Annotated in this window: 17 protein-coding genes and 1 pseudogene; all 18 read right to left on the bottom strand. The window is 48.3% G+C overall.

Features of this window, described 5'->3' with window-relative positions:
* Positions 1 to 9: 9 nt before the first annotated feature.
* The 18 genes and pseudogenes from OCV58_RS00460 to OCV58_RS00375 all read right to left on the bottom strand — a co-directional run bounded on the left by OCV58_RS00460 (position 10) and on the right by OCV58_RS00375 (position 18,532).
* Complete coding sequence (locus OCV58_RS00460; protein WP_154876578.1) at positions 10 to 771, bottom strand: HpcH/HpaI aldolase family protein; 762 nt, start codon at positions 769 to 771, stop codon at positions 10 to 12.
* Between the two features lie 41 nt (positions 772 to 812).
* Positions 813 to 2,222 carry an FAD-binding oxidoreductase gene (locus OCV58_RS00455; RefSeq protein WP_095629502.1) on the bottom strand — a complete coding sequence of 470 codons (1,410 nt, stop codon included), beginning with the start codon at positions 2,220 to 2,222 and terminating at the stop codon, positions 813 to 815.
* 112 nt (positions 2,223 to 2,334) lie between these two features.
* Positions 2,335 to 3,527, bottom strand: a pseudogene (locus tag OCV58_RS00450) (MFS transporter).
* 258 nt (positions 3,528 to 3,785) lie between these two features.
* Positions 3,786 to 4,688, bottom strand: a complete 903-nt coding sequence (locus tag OCV58_RS00445; RefSeq protein ID WP_095629505.1) for a fumarylacetoacetate hydrolase family protein — start codon at positions 4,686 to 4,688, stop codon at positions 3,786 to 3,788.
* A gap of 968 nt (positions 4,689 to 5,656) precedes the next feature.
* Entirely contained in the window at positions 5,657 to 6,958 is a 1,302-nt protein-coding gene (locus OCV58_RS00440) for an MFS transporter (RefSeq protein WP_095629506.1), read from the bottom strand.
* Positions 6,959 to 7,279: 321 nt separating this feature from the next.
* Complete coding sequence (gene secF, locus OCV58_RS00435; protein ID WP_154876577.1) at positions 7,280 to 8,215, bottom strand: protein translocase subunit SecF; 936 nt, start codon at positions 8,213 to 8,215, stop codon at positions 7,280 to 7,282.
* Positions 8,212 to 9,447, bottom strand: a complete 1,236-nt coding sequence (gene secD, locus OCV58_RS00430; RefSeq protein WP_087478049.1) for a protein translocase subunit SecD — start codon at positions 9,445 to 9,447, stop codon at positions 8,212 to 8,214. Before secD ends, secF begins: the two co-directional genes overlap by 4 nt.
* 188 nt (positions 9,448 to 9,635) lie before the next feature.
* Positions 9,636 to 10,088, bottom strand: a complete 453-nt coding sequence (gene yajC / locus OCV58_RS12190; protein ID WP_317239255.1) for a preprotein translocase subunit YajC — start codon at positions 10,086 to 10,088, stop codon at positions 9,636 to 9,638.
* Between the two features lie 58 nt (positions 10,089 to 10,146).
* Positions 10,147 to 11,253, bottom strand: coding sequence for a tRNA guanosine(34) transglycosylase Tgt (tgt, locus tag OCV58_RS00420; RefSeq protein WP_154876575.1), 1,107 nt, complete (start codon positions 11,251 to 11,253; stop codon positions 10,147 to 10,149).
* Positions 11,254 to 11,265: 12 nt separating this feature from the next.
* Positions 11,266 to 12,285, bottom strand: a complete 1,020-nt coding sequence (gene queA / locus OCV58_RS00415; protein ID WP_087478046.1) for a tRNA preQ1(34) S-adenosylmethionine ribosyltransferase-isomerase QueA — start codon at positions 12,283 to 12,285, stop codon at positions 11,266 to 11,268.
* A gap of 12 nt (positions 12,286 to 12,297) precedes the next feature.
* Positions 12,298 to 13,548 (bottom strand): SpoIID/LytB domain-containing protein, encoded by a 1,251-nt coding sequence (locus OCV58_RS00410; protein WP_154876574.1) that lies wholly within the window; start codon positions 13,546 to 13,548, stop codon positions 12,298 to 12,300.
* 15 nt (positions 13,549 to 13,563) lie between these two features.
* Positions 13,564 to 13,779, bottom strand: a complete 216-nt coding sequence (locus OCV58_RS00405; RefSeq protein WP_087478044.1) for a DUF2905 domain-containing protein — start codon at positions 13,777 to 13,779, stop codon at positions 13,564 to 13,566.
* A 9-nt stretch (positions 13,780 to 13,788) separates the two neighbouring features.
* A complete protein-coding gene (gene ruvB, locus OCV58_RS00400; protein ID WP_087478043.1) occupies positions 13,789 to 14,811 on the bottom strand; it encodes a Holliday junction branch migration DNA helicase RuvB in 1,023 nt (340 codons plus the stop codon).
* A 3-nt stretch (positions 14,812 to 14,814) separates the two neighbouring features.
* Entirely contained in the window at positions 14,815 to 15,417 is a 603-nt protein-coding gene (gene ruvA / locus OCV58_RS00395; protein ID WP_154876573.1) for a Holliday junction branch migration protein RuvA, read from the bottom strand.
* A complete protein-coding gene (gene ruvC, locus OCV58_RS00390; RefSeq protein WP_154876572.1) occupies positions 15,414 to 15,914 on the bottom strand; it encodes a crossover junction endodeoxyribonuclease RuvC in 501 nt (166 codons plus the stop codon). The genes ruvA and ruvC overlap by 4 nt, the downstream gene beginning before the upstream one ends.
* 139 nt (positions 15,915 to 16,053) lie before the next feature.
* Positions 16,054 to 16,239, bottom strand: a complete 186-nt coding sequence (gene rpmF, locus OCV58_RS00385) for a 50S ribosomal protein L32 (protein ID WP_087478040.1) — start codon at positions 16,237 to 16,239, stop codon at positions 16,054 to 16,056.
* A 32-nt stretch (positions 16,240 to 16,271) separates the two neighbouring features.
* Complete coding sequence (locus tag OCV58_RS00380; protein ID WP_154876571.1) at positions 16,272 to 16,772, bottom strand: YceD family protein; 501 nt, start codon at positions 16,770 to 16,772, stop codon at positions 16,272 to 16,274.
* Between the two features lie 104 nt (positions 16,773 to 16,876).
* Entirely contained in the window at positions 16,877 to 18,532 is a 1,656-nt protein-coding gene (locus OCV58_RS00375) for a nucleoside kinase (protein ID WP_154876570.1), read from the bottom strand.
* Positions 18,533 to 18,633: the final 101 nt, after the last annotated feature.

Genomic DNA, 18,633 nt, shown 5'->3' with positions numbered 1-18,633 from the left:
ACAGTTTCATCAATGTTCTTTAAAGTAGTCGGCGTTTTCCTTAAAACGAGTAAACAATTCACCTACGTCGCTCGAGAAGGAAACGTACTGTACGCCTCGTTTTTTCCATTCTACGGCTTTCTTCACGTCGTCGACGAAGAAGCCTACGGCTACGCCGACTTCTTTCGCCTGAGCCATGATTTCATTCATCTGTTCGATGACCTTCGGATGATCTACCTGGCCGGGGATGCCCAAGGAGGCCGAGAGGTCATAGGGGCCGACGAACAAGACGTCTACGCCTTTGACCTTCAAGATTTCCGGCAGGGCGTTGACGCCGTCCTGGCCTTCTACCTGAAGGATAACGGCCGTTTCTTCATTGGCCTTGCCGAAGAAATCGGCTTTATCGATGCTGCCGTAGCGGCCGGCGCGAACGAAGCGGTTGCAGCCGCGGCTGCCTTCCGGCGCAAATTTAGCGGCCTGTACAGCGATTTCAGCGGCTTCCTTAGAGCCGATATTCGGAATCTGAACGCCGTCGGCGCCCAAATCCAGCGCTTTGTCGATGAGTTCGGGATTGCCTTCGTATACACGGACAATAGCCGGAATTCCCGTCAATTTTGCGGCACGGATCAAGTCGACTGTGCTTTCCAAGGGAATTTCGCCATGTTCGTTGTCGATGATGACAAAGTCAAAGCCTGCCAAGCCGGCGATTTCTACGACGGCCGGGTAATTCATGTTGAGGAACGGCCCAAATAACCGTTCGCCATTTTTCAATCTTTCTTTAAACTTACTCATAACGACTCCTATATAATATGTAATATATGTATGTAATAAATTTATTCAACCTCAATAACTTTAGATGGGTTCATAATATTATTAGGATCCCAAGCTTTCTTCAATAAACGCATAAGTTTTAATTCACCTTCAGGAGTAAATTTTTCAAATTCCTCTTTTTTCTTATAGCCAATGCCGTGTTCGCCAGACATCTTTCCGCCCAGGCTATATACCAATGCAAAAATATCATCATCATATGCATGCAAGGTATTTGCCCATTCTTCCGGACCTTGATTATGTGTATTCAAAATATTCACATGAATATTGCCATCACCAATATGAGCTACAATACCACCATCAATATCGTGTTTCTTCATGATATTCGGAAGTTCTGTTGTGACATTGATAATTTTATCAAGAGGAACGACATAGTCCGAACTAGCCCAAGTCAAGCAAATTTCACGGCAAGCATCGGCAAATTGTTTTCTGGCTTCCCAAATTCGGTCATCAGCCATCAGTACCTCGACGGCACCAGCCTCATCGCATAAATCGCCTAATTTTTCCATTTTTTTATCGAGCTCATCTTGATCGTATGATTCAACAGTAATAATATCATACACGCCATTTTTCTTAGCGTACGGCAAATCGCATTTAATAAAATCGCCGCTAATAACAATAGCCCGGTTATCCATATATTCAATGCTTGTCGGCTCAATACCTGCCTTCAAAATCTTTCTCGGCAAAGCTAACGCTTTTGCAGGATCATCAAAAATAGCAACGATATCGAAGGAATACGGCGGCAGCATCCTCAATTTTAACGTCGCTTCTGTAATAATTCCCAGTGTACCTTCAGATCCACAGATCAATTGCTCTAAACAGTATCCCGTGCTGCATTTTTCTAACCGGGCACCAACTTTTACAATGTCGCCAAGCGGTGTTACAACAGTAAGGTCATAGATTTGATGACGAGTCGTACCATAACGAACAGCTTTGTTTCCCCCAGCGTTGGTTGCTAAATTTCCGCCTATCTGACAACTTTCAGCACTGCACGGATCGCCGGCATACAATAATCCTTTTGCTTTCGCAGCTTGCTGCAAATCAACAGTACGAACGCCTGGCTGAACCACGCAGTACAAGTTTTCGGCATCCATTTCAAGAATCTGATTCATTCGTTCTAATTCTATAACAATTCCATGATGCACAGGAATCGCCCCGCAAGATAGCCCTGTTCCAGCCGAACGCGGCGTAATTGGAACTAAGTATTTATTAGCTAACTTAACAACTTCGGCAACTTCTTCAGTAGAAGCTGGAAATACAACAACTTCAGGATAACTGAAATAAATAGAATTCCCTTCTTCGTCAGTCTTATAAATCTCTAATTTATCCGGATCCGTCGTAGCATATTTATCTCCGACAATTTTCTTTAATTCATTGACAACTTCATCTGTCACAGGATTGTATTTCATAAGTATTCCACCCTTTCTATAGCTCTACATGTTTGATAAAAAGACCTTTTTTTGCAGACCGATAGGTGACCTCAAAAAAGGTCTTTTCATTATTTCGCCAAATTCAATAAAAGTTAAATTACTCCATCCCAATTTTCTTATCAAAATTGATTAAAACAGGGAATAAACCCGTTCCAAGGGCTAAAGCAATAAATAACATCAAAGCCCAATAATACGAACCAGTAGCTCCAACAATCAACCCGACAACGATAGGAACAACTGCACCACCGACATTGCCAAACATATTCATAATGCCACTGAGAGTGCCACTATATTGCCGATCCGCAACAATCGACGGTAAAGACCAGTACATTGTTCCACACCATTTTTCAAAAAACATCGAGATACTAAGCATCGCAATAGCAAAGTAGATATCTGTTGCTACTGAAAGCAAATACATCGGAACAGCAATGCATACACCTAACAGAGGAAATAACCGTCTGAATACGGCATTAGTATCTTTTGCACTTTGACGAATTTTATCAGTAACGACACCGCCTAATAATTGTCCAACAGTTCCTACTGCATAAATTAAGAAAATAGACCAACCTAAATCTTTAATATTCAGATGATGTACTGCCGCCAAATATAAGGCGCCCCAGGTCATTAAACCATACCAAAATGCATCATAAGCGCCAAATCCCAGACATACTCCCCAGAAACTCCGTGAACCTAAATATGTCGTAGCCGTTGAACCAGATTTTGCATCATCCATGTTTTGGCCGCTTAAAGAACTAGCATCCTCTTCTTCAAAAGCTTTGCGTAAATATTCACGTTCCGCTTCATTAATGCTCTTATTCGTTTCCGGTGTAGATCCAATAATGGGTTTACAAGCTAGCACTACAATAATTGTTAATACGCCTGCTGCAATTAAAGCGCCACGCCAACCGTCAAGAAAAGCTACAAATAGCGCACATAACGGTGCTCCTAACGCATTCCCCAAAGCCGAACCGGAATCCATTAATGCAGCGCCTTTACCACGTTCATTTTTAGTCAGCCAGACAGACTGTAATTTCCCTCCAGAGGGATAATCGGAGCTTCTGAAATACCCAATAATGCACGAATAGCAATAAACATTGTGCTATTATGGATAAATCCAGTAAAAATCTGAAATATCCCCCACAAGATCCCTGTACCGACAATAACTTTACCGGGTGCAAATTTATCGCATAACCATCCAGAAGGTATCTGCATTACTACATAGCCCCAAAAAAATGCACTCAGAATGACACCTACAAGTTCAGGGCTAAATTGCAAATCTTCCTGAATCATAGGCATTAATACAGAAATAACAGCACGGTCTACGTAGTTGATAGTAACGAGAATCAGCAATGCTAAAAACACTCGCCATCGAACGTTTGTAGGTTTTTGAGTTAATTGAGTCATAAAAATTTCACCATCTTTCTAAAAATATCGCTAAACCTTAAAACTTGCAATATGTGCCTCATAAAAGCCTCCGGAGCAAATATCCGCACACACTATATATATAACCCTGCGCAGGTTACAAGCCCTTCGATAAAAATCCATCAGTTATTTAACTGAATTCGATAAAGTCCCAATGTCAGATATAGTTATTTCTACTAAATCTCCAGAACGAAGATATTTAGGCGGCGTAAAACCTACCCCTACGCCAGAAGGAGTACCAGTTGCAATAACATCACCTGCATAAAGAGTAGTCCCTTCCGATAAAGTTTGAATTATTTTAGAAATGGAAAAAATAAATTCCTTAGTGGTAGCATGTTGCCGTATTTCTCCATTAACCTTAGTCATAATTTCAAAAAAACTTGGGGCTTCATCTTTTAGTAAAATACACGGTCCCATAGGAGCAAATGTATTAAGGCTCTTTCCATGAAACCATTGCCCATGTTTACTTTGTAAATCTCTCGCAGAAACATCGTTTAGAATAGTATATCCATACACATACTCCATTGCATTTTCTGCCGATATATTCATACCTGTTTTACCAATAACAACAGCTAGCTCCCCCTCATAATCTAATGCCTTCGTTATCATTGGATGGGAATCAATCAATTCTTCAGGTCCAATAATTGCCGAAGCAGCTTTTGTAAAAATAACTGGACATGACGGTAATTTTTTTTGTATTTCCATATTAAAATTTTTTTCAAATTCACCTACATGTTCTACATAATTTTCACCAATACAAAATATATTTCTTCTCAAATTCATAATAGGTGCAGTAATAGTGATAGCATCAATATTTAATGATTTAATAACGCAATGTTCTTTTTTTAACTTAGCTTTCAGCCTATTTAATCCATTAGGTCCTAAAGAAATAAAATCTAAAAGGTTTTCAGGAAGGTGTACCGATATTGCGTGAGATAAATTTTCTGCACTATACACTTCATCCCCATCCAGTATCCCCCATTGGAGTTTGTTATTGCACTTAAAAGATACTAATTTTCTTATATTCATGACTATCACCTTTTACCACATTATAAACGCCTTTGATATTCTTAATTACGAATTATTTCGCATTTACGTCTGCATTTATATTTTTGCACGTTATACAATTAAAGTCAATACTTTATCATGAGTATATCTCATTTGCATTATTTAATACAAAGAATCTCTTTTATACATATTTAAACAAAATAATTTGTTAAAAAACATAATAACTACAACCAAATTATTATAAAATGCTAATAAGAACGCTTTCTAACACCTTCTTATAATTTTTATTAAATTATTTACTTAGCTTTATTGCAAAAAATTTCTCAAGGCATACTAAAAATCTCAATTAAAAAGAATGGTTTCAATGAAACTCTTAATCTACTCATATTTTATACTGTTATCTCCATTATAAAAATCCATATCTTATTCACAGTTACACTAAGATTCAATATAATCTTTTACAAATTCATCTTCACCATCATATATCATTAGTACAAGTTATCTACCAAAGAGATATTTCATCAATTCATACCCTTTTTTTTGTATACATTAATATAAATAAACATACAAAAACTTGATCTTGCCATCTTCTAAAAAGATGACACCTCAAATACATTCACATAAAAATATTTATCTGACCAGCTTCAATAGTATTGCCATAAAAGCTCCGAATGAGCATAAAACGATCTTCATCCTACTAAATTATTAGAATATCATAAATACAGATAAAGGTTTGCCGCACATGCAAGTATGCATGTGCGATAAGCCTTTTTCCTTATGTCCAAAATTATTGACTAACCGGTTTGGAGTACTTGTAAATATAGGTGATACGATACACAGTTCACATGAATCACTTTATAATCACTCGTCTTTCAAATCATTAAAAAATGCGCATTCCAATATTACGCCTTTCATATCCTTACATGATTTACATATTTGCAAATCATTCCCCTTACTTCTCGGTCAGAAAGAAAAATGTATTTTATCTCTTATGCTTTTAAAATATCAGCACCTACTTTTTTATTCAAATTCATAATTAATGGGAAGAAACTAATTCCTAATGCAAAAGCTAAGAATAGAATGATTGCCCAATAATAGTTCCCCGTCGCCATAACAATGATACCGACTAAAACAGGGACAATTGCGCCACCAACATTTCCTAACATATTCATAAATCCTGCAACGATACCAACATCGTCTCGTTGCGATATTGTTGCGGGTAAGCTCCAGAATGTACAACCCACCCAACGTTCACAAAACATCGCAAAGGATAAATAAATGATCGCCATGGTAATGCTAGTTGCATTGCTCAAGAAATACATAGCTATAGCCATCAAAACACCTAAAATTCCAAAAGACCATTTGACAATCTTATTAGGGTCAATTCCCTTTTCTTTTAGATGATCAATAAAAAATCCTCCAAATAATTCACCAATAACGCCAACGCCAAAAACGATAAATATGGACGTGCCTATTGTCATAATGTTGACATTAAAAACTTGTGATAAGTACATGGGTCCCCATGTCATCAATCCGTACCAAAAGCAATCATAACAAATAAATCCCAAAGTCATTCCCCAAAATGTAAAACTTTTTAAATATCTTGTTAATCCAACAGATAATTTTTGATTTGCATCTCCAGATATTTTATATTCATCTTTTAACGCATTATCTATATATTCACGTTCTGCAGCATTAATTCTTGGACTTGTATCTGGCGTAGCTTTACAAAACGGATAACATAATAAAACTACCAAGATGGTCAAAATACCCGCTCCCATTAAAGCACCTCGCCATCCCCCAAACCAAGCAAGGAAAGCCACAATCAATGGACCTCCAATAGCAGTGCCCAAAGGCGAGCCAGCATCAACAATAGCAGCTCCACGAGTCCGTTCATTCTTTGTTAGCCATACAGATTGTAATTTACTACTAGCGGGATAAATAGGGGCTTCAGAAGCTCCCAATAGTGCTCGAACAATCATAAAAGCAGTACTGCTGTGAAGACAACCTGTAATCATTTGAAAAACGCCCCACAAAATACCTGAGCCTAAAATAGTCTTTCCCGGACCAAACCTATCTGCAAACCATCCTGCTGGAATTTGCATTACAGTATATCCCCAAAAAAATGCACTTAAAATAACGCCAACCAATTCTGGACCAAACTGAAGTTCTTCTTCAATTGCAGGCATACATACAGAAATAACAGCACGGTCAATGTAGTTGACTGTACATAATGCAAATAAAGAAGCAAATACCATCCATCTCACTTTCGTAGGTTTTTCGTTGTTCATTCTACCCTCTCCTTTTTTTCGTTTCTTAATACGAATCAATTCGTATTTACGTTTTTTATGTTTATATTATTGCACGCTACACATAAAACGTCAATATTTAATCATGAATATATTCTATTAGTATCATTCAACAAATAAAATGCATTTTATTCATAATTTTATTCATAAAAACCATTTACATTCCATCACTTATAGCACATAAATCACCTGCTTAAATCATAAAAAATAAACCAGTACCAATGTAAGAACTCCTTACATTGGTACTGGTTTATACCTAACCTATAATGCTTGAATGGATTACCATTGGTTATCCGTGTATATTTAATTTTCTTCTACTTCCTCTTTTTCTTCATGAACAACACGCTTCGAACCGTGCTTTTTCGCCGTATAGTTTTTCCATACGACCCACAGGGACGTGTCTACGCAGATGGACGAGTAGGCGCCGCTGATGAAGCCGATGAGCATGACCAGGGAGAAATTCTTCGTCGATTCGCCGCCGAAGAAATGGAGGGCCCCGCAGGCGAAGAGCACCGTCGTCAGCGTGTAGATACTGCGGTGGATACTCTGGGAAATGCTGTCGTGAGCCAGCTTTTCATACGTATCCGTGCGGCGGTGGGTCCTCGTGTTTTCACGGACGCGGTCGAAGATGACGACGGCTTCGTTCATGGAATAGCCGACAACCGTCAGGATAGCCGCCAGGAAGGAGGCGTCGATTTCCAGCTGGAAGAAGGAAAAAAAGCCCAATACCATGATCAAGTCATGGAGGATGGATACGATAGCCGAAATGGCGATCTTATATTCAAAGCGGAAGGAAATATAGGCCGCCAAGGCGATAAAGGCCACGGCCAGGCTGGTCACGGCATTCTTCGTAACTTCCGAGCCGATGACGGCGCCGACCGATTCGATACGCTTCACTTCCGCGCCGCCCAGCTTTTCGTTGAGCTGATCGGAAATGGCCTTGCTTTCGTCGCTTTCCAGGTTGCGCATGCGGATCATCACTTCCTGAGACGATTCCTGATCCGTTACGCCCGACAGCTGGATAACGCTGTTTTCCAAATTCATATTGGAGTCGTCGATGACTTCGCGCACTTGGGCTACCGTAACGGGCTGCTTGAACTGCAAGTCCAAAATCGTGCCGCCCGTATAGTCGATGCCGAAGTTAAAGCCGTTGATAAAGATGGAGATGACGCTCAGGACGACCAGGACGGACGACAGGGTAAACCACCATTTCTTATGGGCTACAATATCAAAACTCATTTCCGTCCCCCCTTTTTGAGCATGTGTTCCGGCACCTTGCGGTTCAATCCATAGAACCACGGATTGGTGAGGAGATTCGTATTAATGAACCAGGTCAGCAGGGAACGGCTGACGATAATAGCCGTAAACATGCTGACGATGAGGCCTAAGGCCAGGTTGACGGCAAAGCCTTTGACCGTACCGGCCCCCATGACGATGAGGACGATGGCGGCGATCATAACCGATACGTTGGCGTCGAGAATCGTATGGAAGGCCCGCTTAAACCCGGCCTCCATCGATGTCCGCAAGGTCTTCCCTACGAGCACCTCTTCCTTAAATCGCTCGAAGATCAGTATATTGGCGTCGACGGCAAAGCCCATGGACAGGATAATCCCCGCAATGCCGGGCAGGGTCAGCGTCGCGTCGAGGTATTTCAAAATAGACAGCAGGATCAGGACGTATACCAGCAGGGCTACGTTGGCGACGATGCCGGACATGCGGTATACGACGACCAGGAAGATCATGATCAGGACGATGCCGATGGCAAAGGCCTTTTCGCTCTTAATCTTCGAGTCCTGGCCCAGGCTTGGCCCGATAGTCCGCACTTCCATGACCTTCAGCTTGACAGGCAATGCACCGGAACGGAGCAGGATGGCCAGATTTTTAGCTTCTTCCAGCGTCCGGCTGCCGGTGATGACGGCCTTGCCGCCGGTAATCGGTTCGTTGACGACAGGAGCCGTCAATACTTCGCCGTCCAGCAGGATGGCGATTTTATGGCCTACATTAGCCGCCGTCAAATCGGCGAACTTGTCGGCACCTTCATCGGTAAATTCAATGGCGACAACGTTCTGGTTGCCGTTTTCGATTTGTTCTTTCGCCGTCTTCAAATCCTTACCGGTCAGGCGCGTCGCGCCGCTTTCGTCTTTAAACTCCATGACGGCCGTCTTGCCGATCGTTTCGATGGCTTTTTCCGGATTCTTTTCGCCGGGCAGCTCAACGATGATGCGGCGGGCGCCTTCCTTCTGCACCAGCGGTTCCGTCAGGCCCATTTCATTGATACGCCGTTCGACGATAGAGACGGCGCGGTTCAGCGAGTCTTCCGTGACTGGCGCATCGGGCGTATCTTCCGCTTCCAGGACGATATGCGTGCCGCCCTGCAAATCCAGGCCCTGTTTAATCGAGTTGGCCAGCGGATAAATGAAGGTCAGGAACACGCCCAATATAATGGCGACCGCCCCAAAAAACTTTATCATATTACGGGTCCGCAACAGGTTTCCCTCCTCTTATAAATACAGTATTCTATACTATAAACGGCGGCGTTCCGCCGTCTGCTTCATCATGCTTCCCCAAGGCCCGGCCTTCGCCGGCCCATGCAAAAAGGCCATGAACCGGCCTGCCCAGAAATGGCGCAAAGCCGGTCATTCATGGCTTTTCAAAGGTGTTACTTCGCGTCCTGCGATTCTTCAGTTTTCTTTTCTTCAGCCGGAGCTGCTGTTTCAGCCTGTGCCGGTTCAGCAGCTTTCGGTTCTGCCGGCGTTGCGTCGGCCAGTTTGGCTTCCGCCCCTTTTTCTACAGGCTTCGGATCAGCTTTCTTTTCCGCCTTTTTGGATTTCTTCCCTTCCAACCGTTCCTGTTTTCCCAAGACTTGGTTGACAGCGTTGCGCGTAATCTTGATTTCTACCTTATCGGCTACGCGAATGACGAGATATTCGTCGTGAAGAGATACGATCGTGCCGTAAATACCTCCGGCAGTGATAATCTTAACTCCTGCTTTCAGGCTGTTCAGCATTTCCTGGCGCTGTTTCTGCTGCTTCTTCTGCGGACGCCAAAGCATGAAATAGAAAATGACTACCATGAGGATAATCGGCCAAAAGGCGTTTAACTGTTCCATCATGTCCACTGTATTCACCTCCAACATTTAGTGATATGGTATATATGCAAGATACGAAATATTATGCATCTTGATATCGCTTCCAAAATTCCTGCCGGAACTGGCGGAACGTGCCGTCCAGAATGGATTGGCGCATGTCGCGCATAAACTGCAGCAGGGAATACAAATTATGAATGCTGACTAAGCGGTACGCCAGCAGTTCTTCCGCTTTGAAGAGATGGCGGATATAGGCCCGCGTATAGTTGCGGCACGTGTAGCAGCCGCAGCCTTCTTCAATAGGCGAGAAATCCCTGGCGTATTTTGCATTGCGCACGGTCAGCCGGCCCGTATGGGTCATGGCCATGCCGTTGCGGGCTACGCGCGTCGGGAAGACGCAGTCGAACATATCTACGCCGCGGGCTACGCCCTCGACGAGGCAGTCCGGCGTACCGACGCCCATGAGGTACCGGGCTTTCGTCTGCGGCAGGTAGGGCGTCGTATGATCTAGTATATCATACATTATATCCTTAGATTCGCCAACACTCAAGCCGCCGATGCCATATCCGTCAAAATTCATGTCTACTAATTCTTCACAGCTCTTGCGGCGCAGGTCCGCGTACATGCCGCCCTGGACGATGCCGAACAAGCCCTGCGTATCGCTATGGTGGTGGTCCAGGCAGCGCTTGGCCCAGCGGCTCGTCCGCTCCGTCGAATGGAGGGTGTAGTCGTAATCCGAAGGGTACGGGATGCACTCGTCGAAGGCCATGGCGATATCGGAATTGAGAGCCATCTGCACGTCCATAGATACTTCAGGCGACAAAAATTTCTTCGAGCCGTCCAAATGGGAGCGGAAGGTTACGCCTTCTTCCGTAATCTTGCGCATCTGCCCCAAGCTGAATACTTGAAATCCGCCGCTGTCCGTCAGGATAGCCTGCTTCCAGTTCATAAACTTGTGCAGGCCGCCGGCTTCCTTGACCAGGTCTTCGCCGGGCCGCAGGAACAGGTGATACGTATTGCTCAGGATGACCTGGGCGCCCATGTCGTACAGCTCTTCCGGCGACAAGGTCTTGACCGTCGCCTGCGTGCCTACGGGCATAAACATAGGCGTCTTGAAGGTTCCGTGAGGAGTGCGCAGGATGCCGGCTCTGGCGCCGTCGCATTCGGCCTGCAGTTCGTAAGTAATAACCAACGTCGTGTCCTCCTATCGTATAAACATGGCGTCGCCGAAGCTGAAGAAACGGTATTTTTCCTGCACGGCAATTTCATACGCCTTTAATATTTTTTCTCTCGTAGACATAGCGCTGATGAGCATGAGGAGCGTCGACTCAGGCAGGTGGAAATTCGTGACCAGCGCGTCGACGATGTGGAAGGTGTAGCCGGGATAGATGAAGATATTCGTCCAGCCCGACCCGGCCTGCAGCACGCCCGTCGTACCGGCGCTTTCCAGCGTCCGTATGGACGTCGTGCCGACGGCTACGATGCGCCGTCCTTCGGCCTTGGCCCGGTTGATCGTCTGAGCCGCTTCCTCCGTAATGCTGTAAAATTCGCTGTGCATTTCGTGGTCTTCGATGTTTTCTTCTTCTACGGGGCGGAAGGTCCCCAAGCCGACGTGCAGCGTAACGAAGACCAGCTCAACGCCCTTAGCCTTGATGCGTTCCAGCAGCTCGTCCGTAAAGTGGAGCCCTGCCGTCGGCGCCGCCGCAGAGCCCCGTTCGCGGGCATATACGGTCTGGTATTCGTCGGGATCTTCCAGCTTTTCGTGAATGTACGGCGGCAGGGGCATTTCGCCGATCTTGTCGATAATATCGTCGAATACACCGTCATATTCAAATTTGACGATGCGGCCGCCGAAGTCCGTACGGTCCAGTATCTGGCAGGTCAGGCCTTCGGGAAATTCGATAACCGCCCCGGGCAGGGCCCGTTTTCCCGGCTTGACCAGCACTTCCCACGTATCCTCGCCGACGGGCGTCAGCAGCAGCACTTCGACCTTGCCGCCTGTCGGCGACTTTTTCCCATACAGGCGGGCCGGGATGACCCGGGAATCGTTAAATACCAGGACGTCGCCCTGATGGAGCTCGTCGATCAAATCGTAAAAATGCTTGTGTTCCACAGCCCCGCTCTGGCGGTCGTACAGCATGAGGCGGGCGTGATCCCGCTGCTCTGCCGGGTGCTGGGCAATCAATTCTTTTGGCAAATCATAATAAAAATCACTGAGTTTCAACGTACTGTCTCCTTAATCTATCTTGTCAAGCTTTACGCCCGTATAGTAATGCTGCAGTATCTTGCGGTACGTATTCTTGGCGTTTTTCTGTTCCTGGGCCATCTGGTATGCGCCGTACTGGCTCATCCCCAGGCCGTGGCCCCAGCCGAAGCCGTAAATCGTAATGGGCTTCTTGTCTTTAATTTTAAAGGTCATCTTGCGGGACGATTTTTTCTTATTATCTTTCTTACTGTCTTTCTGCTTCTTTTCCGCTCCCTGATAAATGTCAAACAAAGTGCTCTTAAGTCCCATGATGGACTGGAAGGCGTTGCCCGTCAGCCTGACGCTTCCCGACGAGCCCTGAATCGTCATGGACAGGACGCGGCCGGACACGCCGCGGTCGGACACGTCCATGGGCCGCTTGCCCAAGGGCGACAAGGTAATGGACTTTATCTTGCCAACATTTTTACCGGCTGCTTTCAGGTTCGCCGCCAGCTTTTCCGGCGTCGTCGTCACGGTCCAGCTGTAGGACGGCATCTTTTCGCTTCTATCGACGACGCCCCGCAGGTACGGCACGTAATTGCCCCACACGTTTTCGCTGTGTTCCGTCCAGCCGCCGGCAGTGGCGCAGAAAATCGCCTCGATGGGCTTGCCCTTATACGTCAGGATTTCGCCCTTCGTCGCGTCGACGGCGCTGATAATGGACGGCGATTCGCCGTTGATGCCGGCGTAAACCTGGCTGCGCGTGTCGTCGGTCATATCGAAGCCCTTGTTTCGGAAGGAGTTCTTATGATACACGGCGTAGGTCCGGGCCGCGACGGCCTGGGCTTTCAGCGCTTCGGAGCTCCACGACGGCGACATTTCCTTGCCGACGACGCCGTATAAATACTGCTCCAGGGGCACGACGTTGACTACGGTGATCCCCGAAGCCTTCGACGGCTGCATGCACTCGATGGAGCCGCGGTACGAATAGCCGTCGGTCAGCTTGACGACGCCCTTTTTCAAGGGCCGTACCGACACAGCCCCCTTGCTCTTCGAGCCGTTGACGACGAGGTCTTTTCCCTTGAGTTCCACCTTAACCGGTTTGTTCGCCCCTACCTTTTTCCACAAGGAACCGTTTTTATAAACGGCCGCCCCCTGGGTTCCGATGATGGACACGGATTTGCTTCCTTCACGGATGCCGATGCGCAGCGTCTGGTCCGAGCCGGCGCAGAAAGCCGTCGCCGTCAGGCAGACAAACAAGGCCGCCGCGGCGAGGACGCGAAGTAGTCGCGTTTTAATCATAGGTCTTCCCTCCTGTTAATGACGGAAAAATATATTCAGAATGAGGGTCAGCACGACGCTGATGATGAGGCAGGTTACGATGGGAAAATGAAAGGATACGTTTCCCTTCGTAAAATTCAAATCGCCGGGCAGGTTGCCTAGAAAACGGCTTACGCCGATGTGCTCCAGCGCCAGCCAGACAAAGCCGGCCGCAATAAACAACGCGCCGATTAAAATTAAGGTTTTCGCCATATATACCTCCTAAAACAACGAAGAGCCTTTGCCTTCCGACGGCGACGGCAGTCCCAGATGAGCGTAGGCCGCCTCCGTCACGACCCGTCCCCGCGGCGTGCGGTTCAAAAAGCCGAGCTGCATGAGGAAGGGTTCGTACACGTCTTCGACGGCGTCGACGGACTCGCTGATCGCCGCGGCGATCGTATCGAGGCCGACAGGGCCGCCGCCGAATTTTTCAATGATGACCTGCAAGACCCGCCGGTCCGTCCGGTCCAGGCCGCAGGCGTCGACCTCCAGCCGGTCCAAGGCTTTTCCGGCCAAAGCCGATGAAATCGTCTGCTCGCCGGCTACCTGGGCAAAATCGCGGACCCGCTTCAGCAGGCGGTTGGCAATTCGCGGTGTGCCCCGCGAGCGGCGCGCCACTTCCAACGCGCCGGCATCGTCGATTTCTACGTTTAAAATATCGGCAGTCCGCTTGATAATCAGCACCAGCTCTTCGGGCCGGTAAAATTCCAGCCGGCAGATGACGCCGAAGCGGTCGCGCAGCGGCGGCGCCAGACGGCCGACCTGGGTCGTCGCGCCGACGAGGGTAAAGGGCGGCAGGTCGATGCGCACCGACCGGGCGCTTGGCCCCTTGCCGATGACGATGTCCAGAGCATAGTCTTCCATCGCCGCGTACAGCACTTCTTCCACGCTGTGGGACAAGCGGTGTATTTCGTCGATAAACAGCAAGTCCCGCTCCTGCAAATTCGTCAGCAGAGCCGCCAAATCGCCGGGCCGCTCGATAGCCGGCCCCGACGTAATGCGCAGGTTGACGCCCAGCTCATTGGCGATGATGCCGGCCATCGTCGTCTTGCCCAGCCCAGGCGGGCCGTACAGCAGCACGTGATCCAGCGCTTCCTGCCGCAGCTTTGCCGCCTGGATAAAGACTTCCAAGTTCTGTTTAACCTTCTGTTGTCCTATATATTCTTTTAAATAGTGGGGACGCAGGCTGTACTGCCAGGAATCTCCCGCAATAGGGCCTGTCTCCACAATGCGATGCTCTTCCACGTCTTACCTCCTGCTTCCCAAGGCCTGCAATACGGCTTTCAGCAGTTCCTCTACGGTCCGGCACTGGCCGGCCTTGGCTTCGATAGCCGGAAGTACTTCCTGTGAGGAATAGCCCAGGCTGGTCAGCGCCGCCAAGGCGTCCGAGGCAATGCCCTGCGGTATGCCGTCCAGACCGCTGTTGTCGATAGCCGACGCGTCGTCTTCGACCGGGCCGATTTTATCGTGCAGCTCCAGCACGATGCGCTCCGCCGTTTTCTTGCCGATGCCGGGCATCTTCGTCAGTACCTTCATATTCTTCTGATGCACGGCCAGTCGGAACCCGTCAGGACTAGCGGCGCTCAGAATGCCTAAGGCCACCTTCGGGCCTACGCCGTTTACGCTGATCAGCAGCATGAACAAGTCGTATTCGTCCTGCGTGGCAAATCCATATAATACGATGGCGTCTTCGCGGACGCTCATATACGTAAACAAGGTGATTTCCCGATTCAGCACCAGTTTGTCCATCGTCGACGCCGGAATGGACACGCGGTAGCCGACGCCGTGGACGTCGACAAAACAGGAATCGCGGAATATATGCGTCACAATCCCCTTGACATACCCAATCATAACTGCACCGTCCTTTTCAAACGCTGCGAATGGCTGGAATAGATGGCGTAAATGGCCATCGCCAGCCCGTCGGCCGCATCGTCCGGCTTGATTTTCTCGCGAATGCCCAGCAGGCGCATGGTCATATCGATGACCTGCTCCTTCGTCGCCCGGCCGTAGCCCGTCACGCCCTGCTTTACCTGCAGCGGCGTAAATTCCAGCAAGGGAATGCCGGCCTGCTGCGCCGTCAGGAGAATGATGCCGCGGGCCTGACCGACCGTAATGGCCGTCGTGACGTTGCGGTTGAAAAACAGCTGTTCTACGCCGATAATATCGGGCTTGTACTTAGCGTACAGCTCGTTCAGCCCTTCAAAGATAGTCACGAGGCGTTCGCCGTCGCTGTGGTCCGGCGTCGTTTGAATCGTTCCGTATGTAACCGGTATGAGACGGCTTCCCTGGGCGTCGACGATGCCGAAGCCGCAGATGGCCGTTCCCGGGTCTATTCCCATGGCCCGCATGAATATCCTTCCTTTCACTACGCAAGCTGTACCGTTTATTATACCATGAATCGGCCTGCCCGTCATAGAGCTGCCGCCGCATTTTCCATGGCATTGCCAAAAAGAGCGCCCTTACGGACGCTCTTTTTATTTCATACTCTTATTCAGCTGTTGTGTTGTTAACAACCTGTTTGCCCTTATAGAAGCCGCAAGTGGGGCATACATGATGGGGCATTACTGCTTCGTGGCACTGCGGGCATTCAACGAAACCCGGCGCTGTCAGCTTCCAGTTTGCACGACGCATTTTCTGACGAGTCTGGGACAATCTGTTCTTTGGTACTGCCATGTTCTGCACCTCCTTAAACCATGGTACGTATTTTAGTGCTTTGATTTTAATAAATCCCCCAAGACGGCGAGTCTCGGGTCGATCCTGTCGGTAGGACAACTACAGGGTCCTTCATTCAGGTTTGCGCCGCACTGCGGGCACAGGCCCTTGCATTCAGGCTGGCACAACACCTTCATGGGCTCGCTGAGGATCAACGTTTCTCTAATTGTCTCCGTCAAATCGATGTATTCCCCGTTATAAGGCAATACGTCATCAGGAAGCTCTGCTTCCGTACCATAGACTTCAGACAGTGTTGCATTCCGATCCACCGATACCGGCATCAGACAGCGGCTGCATGCATACATGCCGGATGTACGAACTGTTCCTTTGACGACGATGTGCGTGCCATCGGACCAGAACGCGCCTTCCACAGCCACAACATGGTTTTTCCAAGGAAAAGCGTCTACATCACCTAAATCGGCAGCCGGCTTTTGAAAGGAAAAAGGAACTTTCCTTCCTTCCTCCTTTAGTGCTTCTTCGACTTGTAGTTTCATATTTCTACCTCGACTTTACTATTATATCTATCTGTAAATGCTTTGTCAATATATTTTTAGGGAATCGCCGGAAGGCCGGAAAAAGCCGGAATCCCGCCGTTCTGTCAGGGCTGTTTCCGTTCAGGGCCGATAAATTCCCGCAGGAGAGAATTGCTGGGAACGACGGACGCATCCAGCCCCTTGAAGGGGTTCAGGAATTTCAGCAGCCGCTGCGCTTCGGCATAATGGGAGCTTTCCTTGTCAATGGAGCGCAGCAGGGGCTCGGCGTAGGGCTTCAGCACGGACAGCTCGTACGGCAGAGCCGTGTTGAAAATCGTATCGGCATCTTCCTGATAGGGGTAAATATTCACTTCTTCGCCGCGGCGCACGTCGGCCCATATGTCCATCGTATCCAGAGGGCCGCGATTGCGGAACTGCTGGTCCCGTACCATGCGGCGGATAATCCGCGTGTCGGCCGTCGAAATGCGGTTGTGGTCGTTGATGCGGATCTGCGTCAGTACGCCCAGGGTGATCTTATATTTTTCGTACCGCGGCAGCATATACGTCAGCGAATCGTTCAGGGCATGGAGCCCTTCGACGACGATGGGCTGCTCCGGCTCCAGATGGACGGGCTTTTCGTCGAAATAGCGCTTGCCGCTCACGAAATCAAAGCGGGACAGGCAGACGTCGCGGCCCTGCTGCAGCTCGTCGATCTGCTGGTTAAACAAGGGGATGTCAATGGCCCGCAGGGATTCGAAATCGTAGCTGCCGTCGGGATTTTTCGGCGTGTCCTCGCGGTTGTAAAAGTAATCGTCCAGTGATATCTTGACGGGCCGCAGCCCTACGACGCGGAGCTGCGTCGTCAATCGCTTGCAGAACGTCGTCTTGCCCGCCGACGACGGGCCGGCGATGAGGATGACCTTGATCTTCGGCCGCTGGCGGACGATATAATCGGCAATTTCAGCCAGCTTTTTTTCCTGCAGCGCTTCGGCCATATCGACGATATCCTGAATCGTTTCGTCGGCAATATAGCGGTTTAAATCAGAAACATACTGACAGCGGACGATACGCCCCCATTCTTCTGCGTCTAAAAACAGACGGGCCATCTTGGGAATTTCCTTGTACGGCGGCAGCTCATTGGGATTATCTACCTTCGGCGTTTCCAAGATGACGCCCGGCGCGTAAGAACGCAGATTGAAGCAGGTCAAGTAGCCCATGCTCGGCAGCATAGGCCCCATGTAGTAATCGAAGACCTGGCCGCACTGATAGGTCATGACGTTCTTGAGGCCGACGTGACGCAGCAGCTCCGCTTCCCGTTCCATATGGCGGTTGCGGCACATGTCCATGGCCGTTTCCGCACTGAGGACGACTTGCGTAATAGGCTCGTCCTGGGCGACGATTTCCTGCATACGCCGCTTGATCGATTCGACGTCCCGATAGGTCACGGTATGGCCGATATCCAGCTCGCAGTACAGCGACTTGCGCAGGGCGTGCTTTACAAATACTTTTCCCTGCGGGTATAAATCACTGACAGCCCGCACGAGCAGCATGATGGCCGTGCGGACAAGGCATTGATTGCCTTCCAGCGTCGCCATAGAAAACCAGGATATATCCCCGTCTTCCCGCACCTTCGTCTGCAGGCCTACAAATTCATTATTATACAGGGCCGCCGCAATGCGTGGCTCCGCGTCGCCATAGTGCTCGGAGCAAAGCTGCAGCAGCGTCGTTCCTTCCTTGAGGGTATATGTCTTGCCGTTCGTCTTGTCATGCAGCGTAATCACAACTGGTCACATCCTTCCGTATAACGCTTGTTCTCTTAACTATATTCGAGAAAACCGACGTTTTTTCCTTTTTTTATGCTATAATGAGAGCCGTACCGCAC

Source organism: Megasphaera stantonii, assembly GCF_025567065.1.
Classification (GTDB): Bacteria; Bacillota; Negativicutes; order Veillonellales; family Megasphaeraceae; genus Megasphaera; species Megasphaera stantonii.
Note: the sequence above shows the minus strand (reverse complement) of the source record. Positions and strands in the feature narration are given on the sequence as shown.

Coding starts and splice junctions, on each gene's coding strand:
- OCV58_RS00460 (WP_154876578.1), bottom strand. CDS start 771: ATGAGTAAGTTTAAAGAAAGATTGAAAAATGGCGAACGGTTATTTGGG.
- OCV58_RS00445 (WP_095629505.1), bottom strand. CDS start 4,688: ATGAATATAAGAAAATTAGTATCTTTTAAGTGCAATAACAAACTCCAA.
- OCV58_RS00440 (WP_095629506.1), bottom strand. CDS start 6,958: ATGAACAACGAAAAACCTACGAAAGTGAGATGGATGGTATTTGCTTCT.
- secF (WP_154876577.1), bottom strand. CDS start 8,215: ATGAGTTTTGATATTGTAGCCCATAAGAAATGGTGGTTTACCCTGTCG.
- secD (WP_087478049.1), bottom strand. CDS start 9,447: ATGATAAAGTTTTTTGGGGCGGTCGCCATTATATTGGGCGTGTTCCTG.
- yajC (WP_317239255.1), bottom strand. CDS start 10,088: ATGATGGAACAGTTAAACGCCTTTTGGCCGATTATCCTCATGGTAGTC.
- OCV58_RS00410 (WP_154876574.1), bottom strand. CDS start 13,548: ATGATTAAAACGCGACTACTTCGCGTCCTCGCCGCGGCGGCCTTGTTT.
- OCV58_RS00405 (WP_087478044.1), bottom strand. CDS start 13,779: ATGGCGAAAACCTTAATTTTAATCGGCGCGTTGTTTATTGCGGCCGGC.
- ruvA (WP_154876573.1), bottom strand. CDS start 15,417: ATGATTGGGTATGTCAAGGGGATTGTGACGCATATATTCCGCGATTCC.
- ruvC (WP_154876572.1), bottom strand. CDS start 15,914: ATGCGGGCCATGGGAATAGACCCGGGAACGGCCATCTGCGGCTTCGGC.
- rpmF (WP_087478040.1), bottom strand. CDS start 16,239: ATGGCAGTACCAAAGAACAGATTGTCCCAGACTCGTCAGAAAATGCGT.
- OCV58_RS00380 (WP_154876571.1), bottom strand. CDS start 16,772: ATGAAACTACAAGTCGAAGAAGCACTAAAGGAGGAAGGAAGGAAAGTT.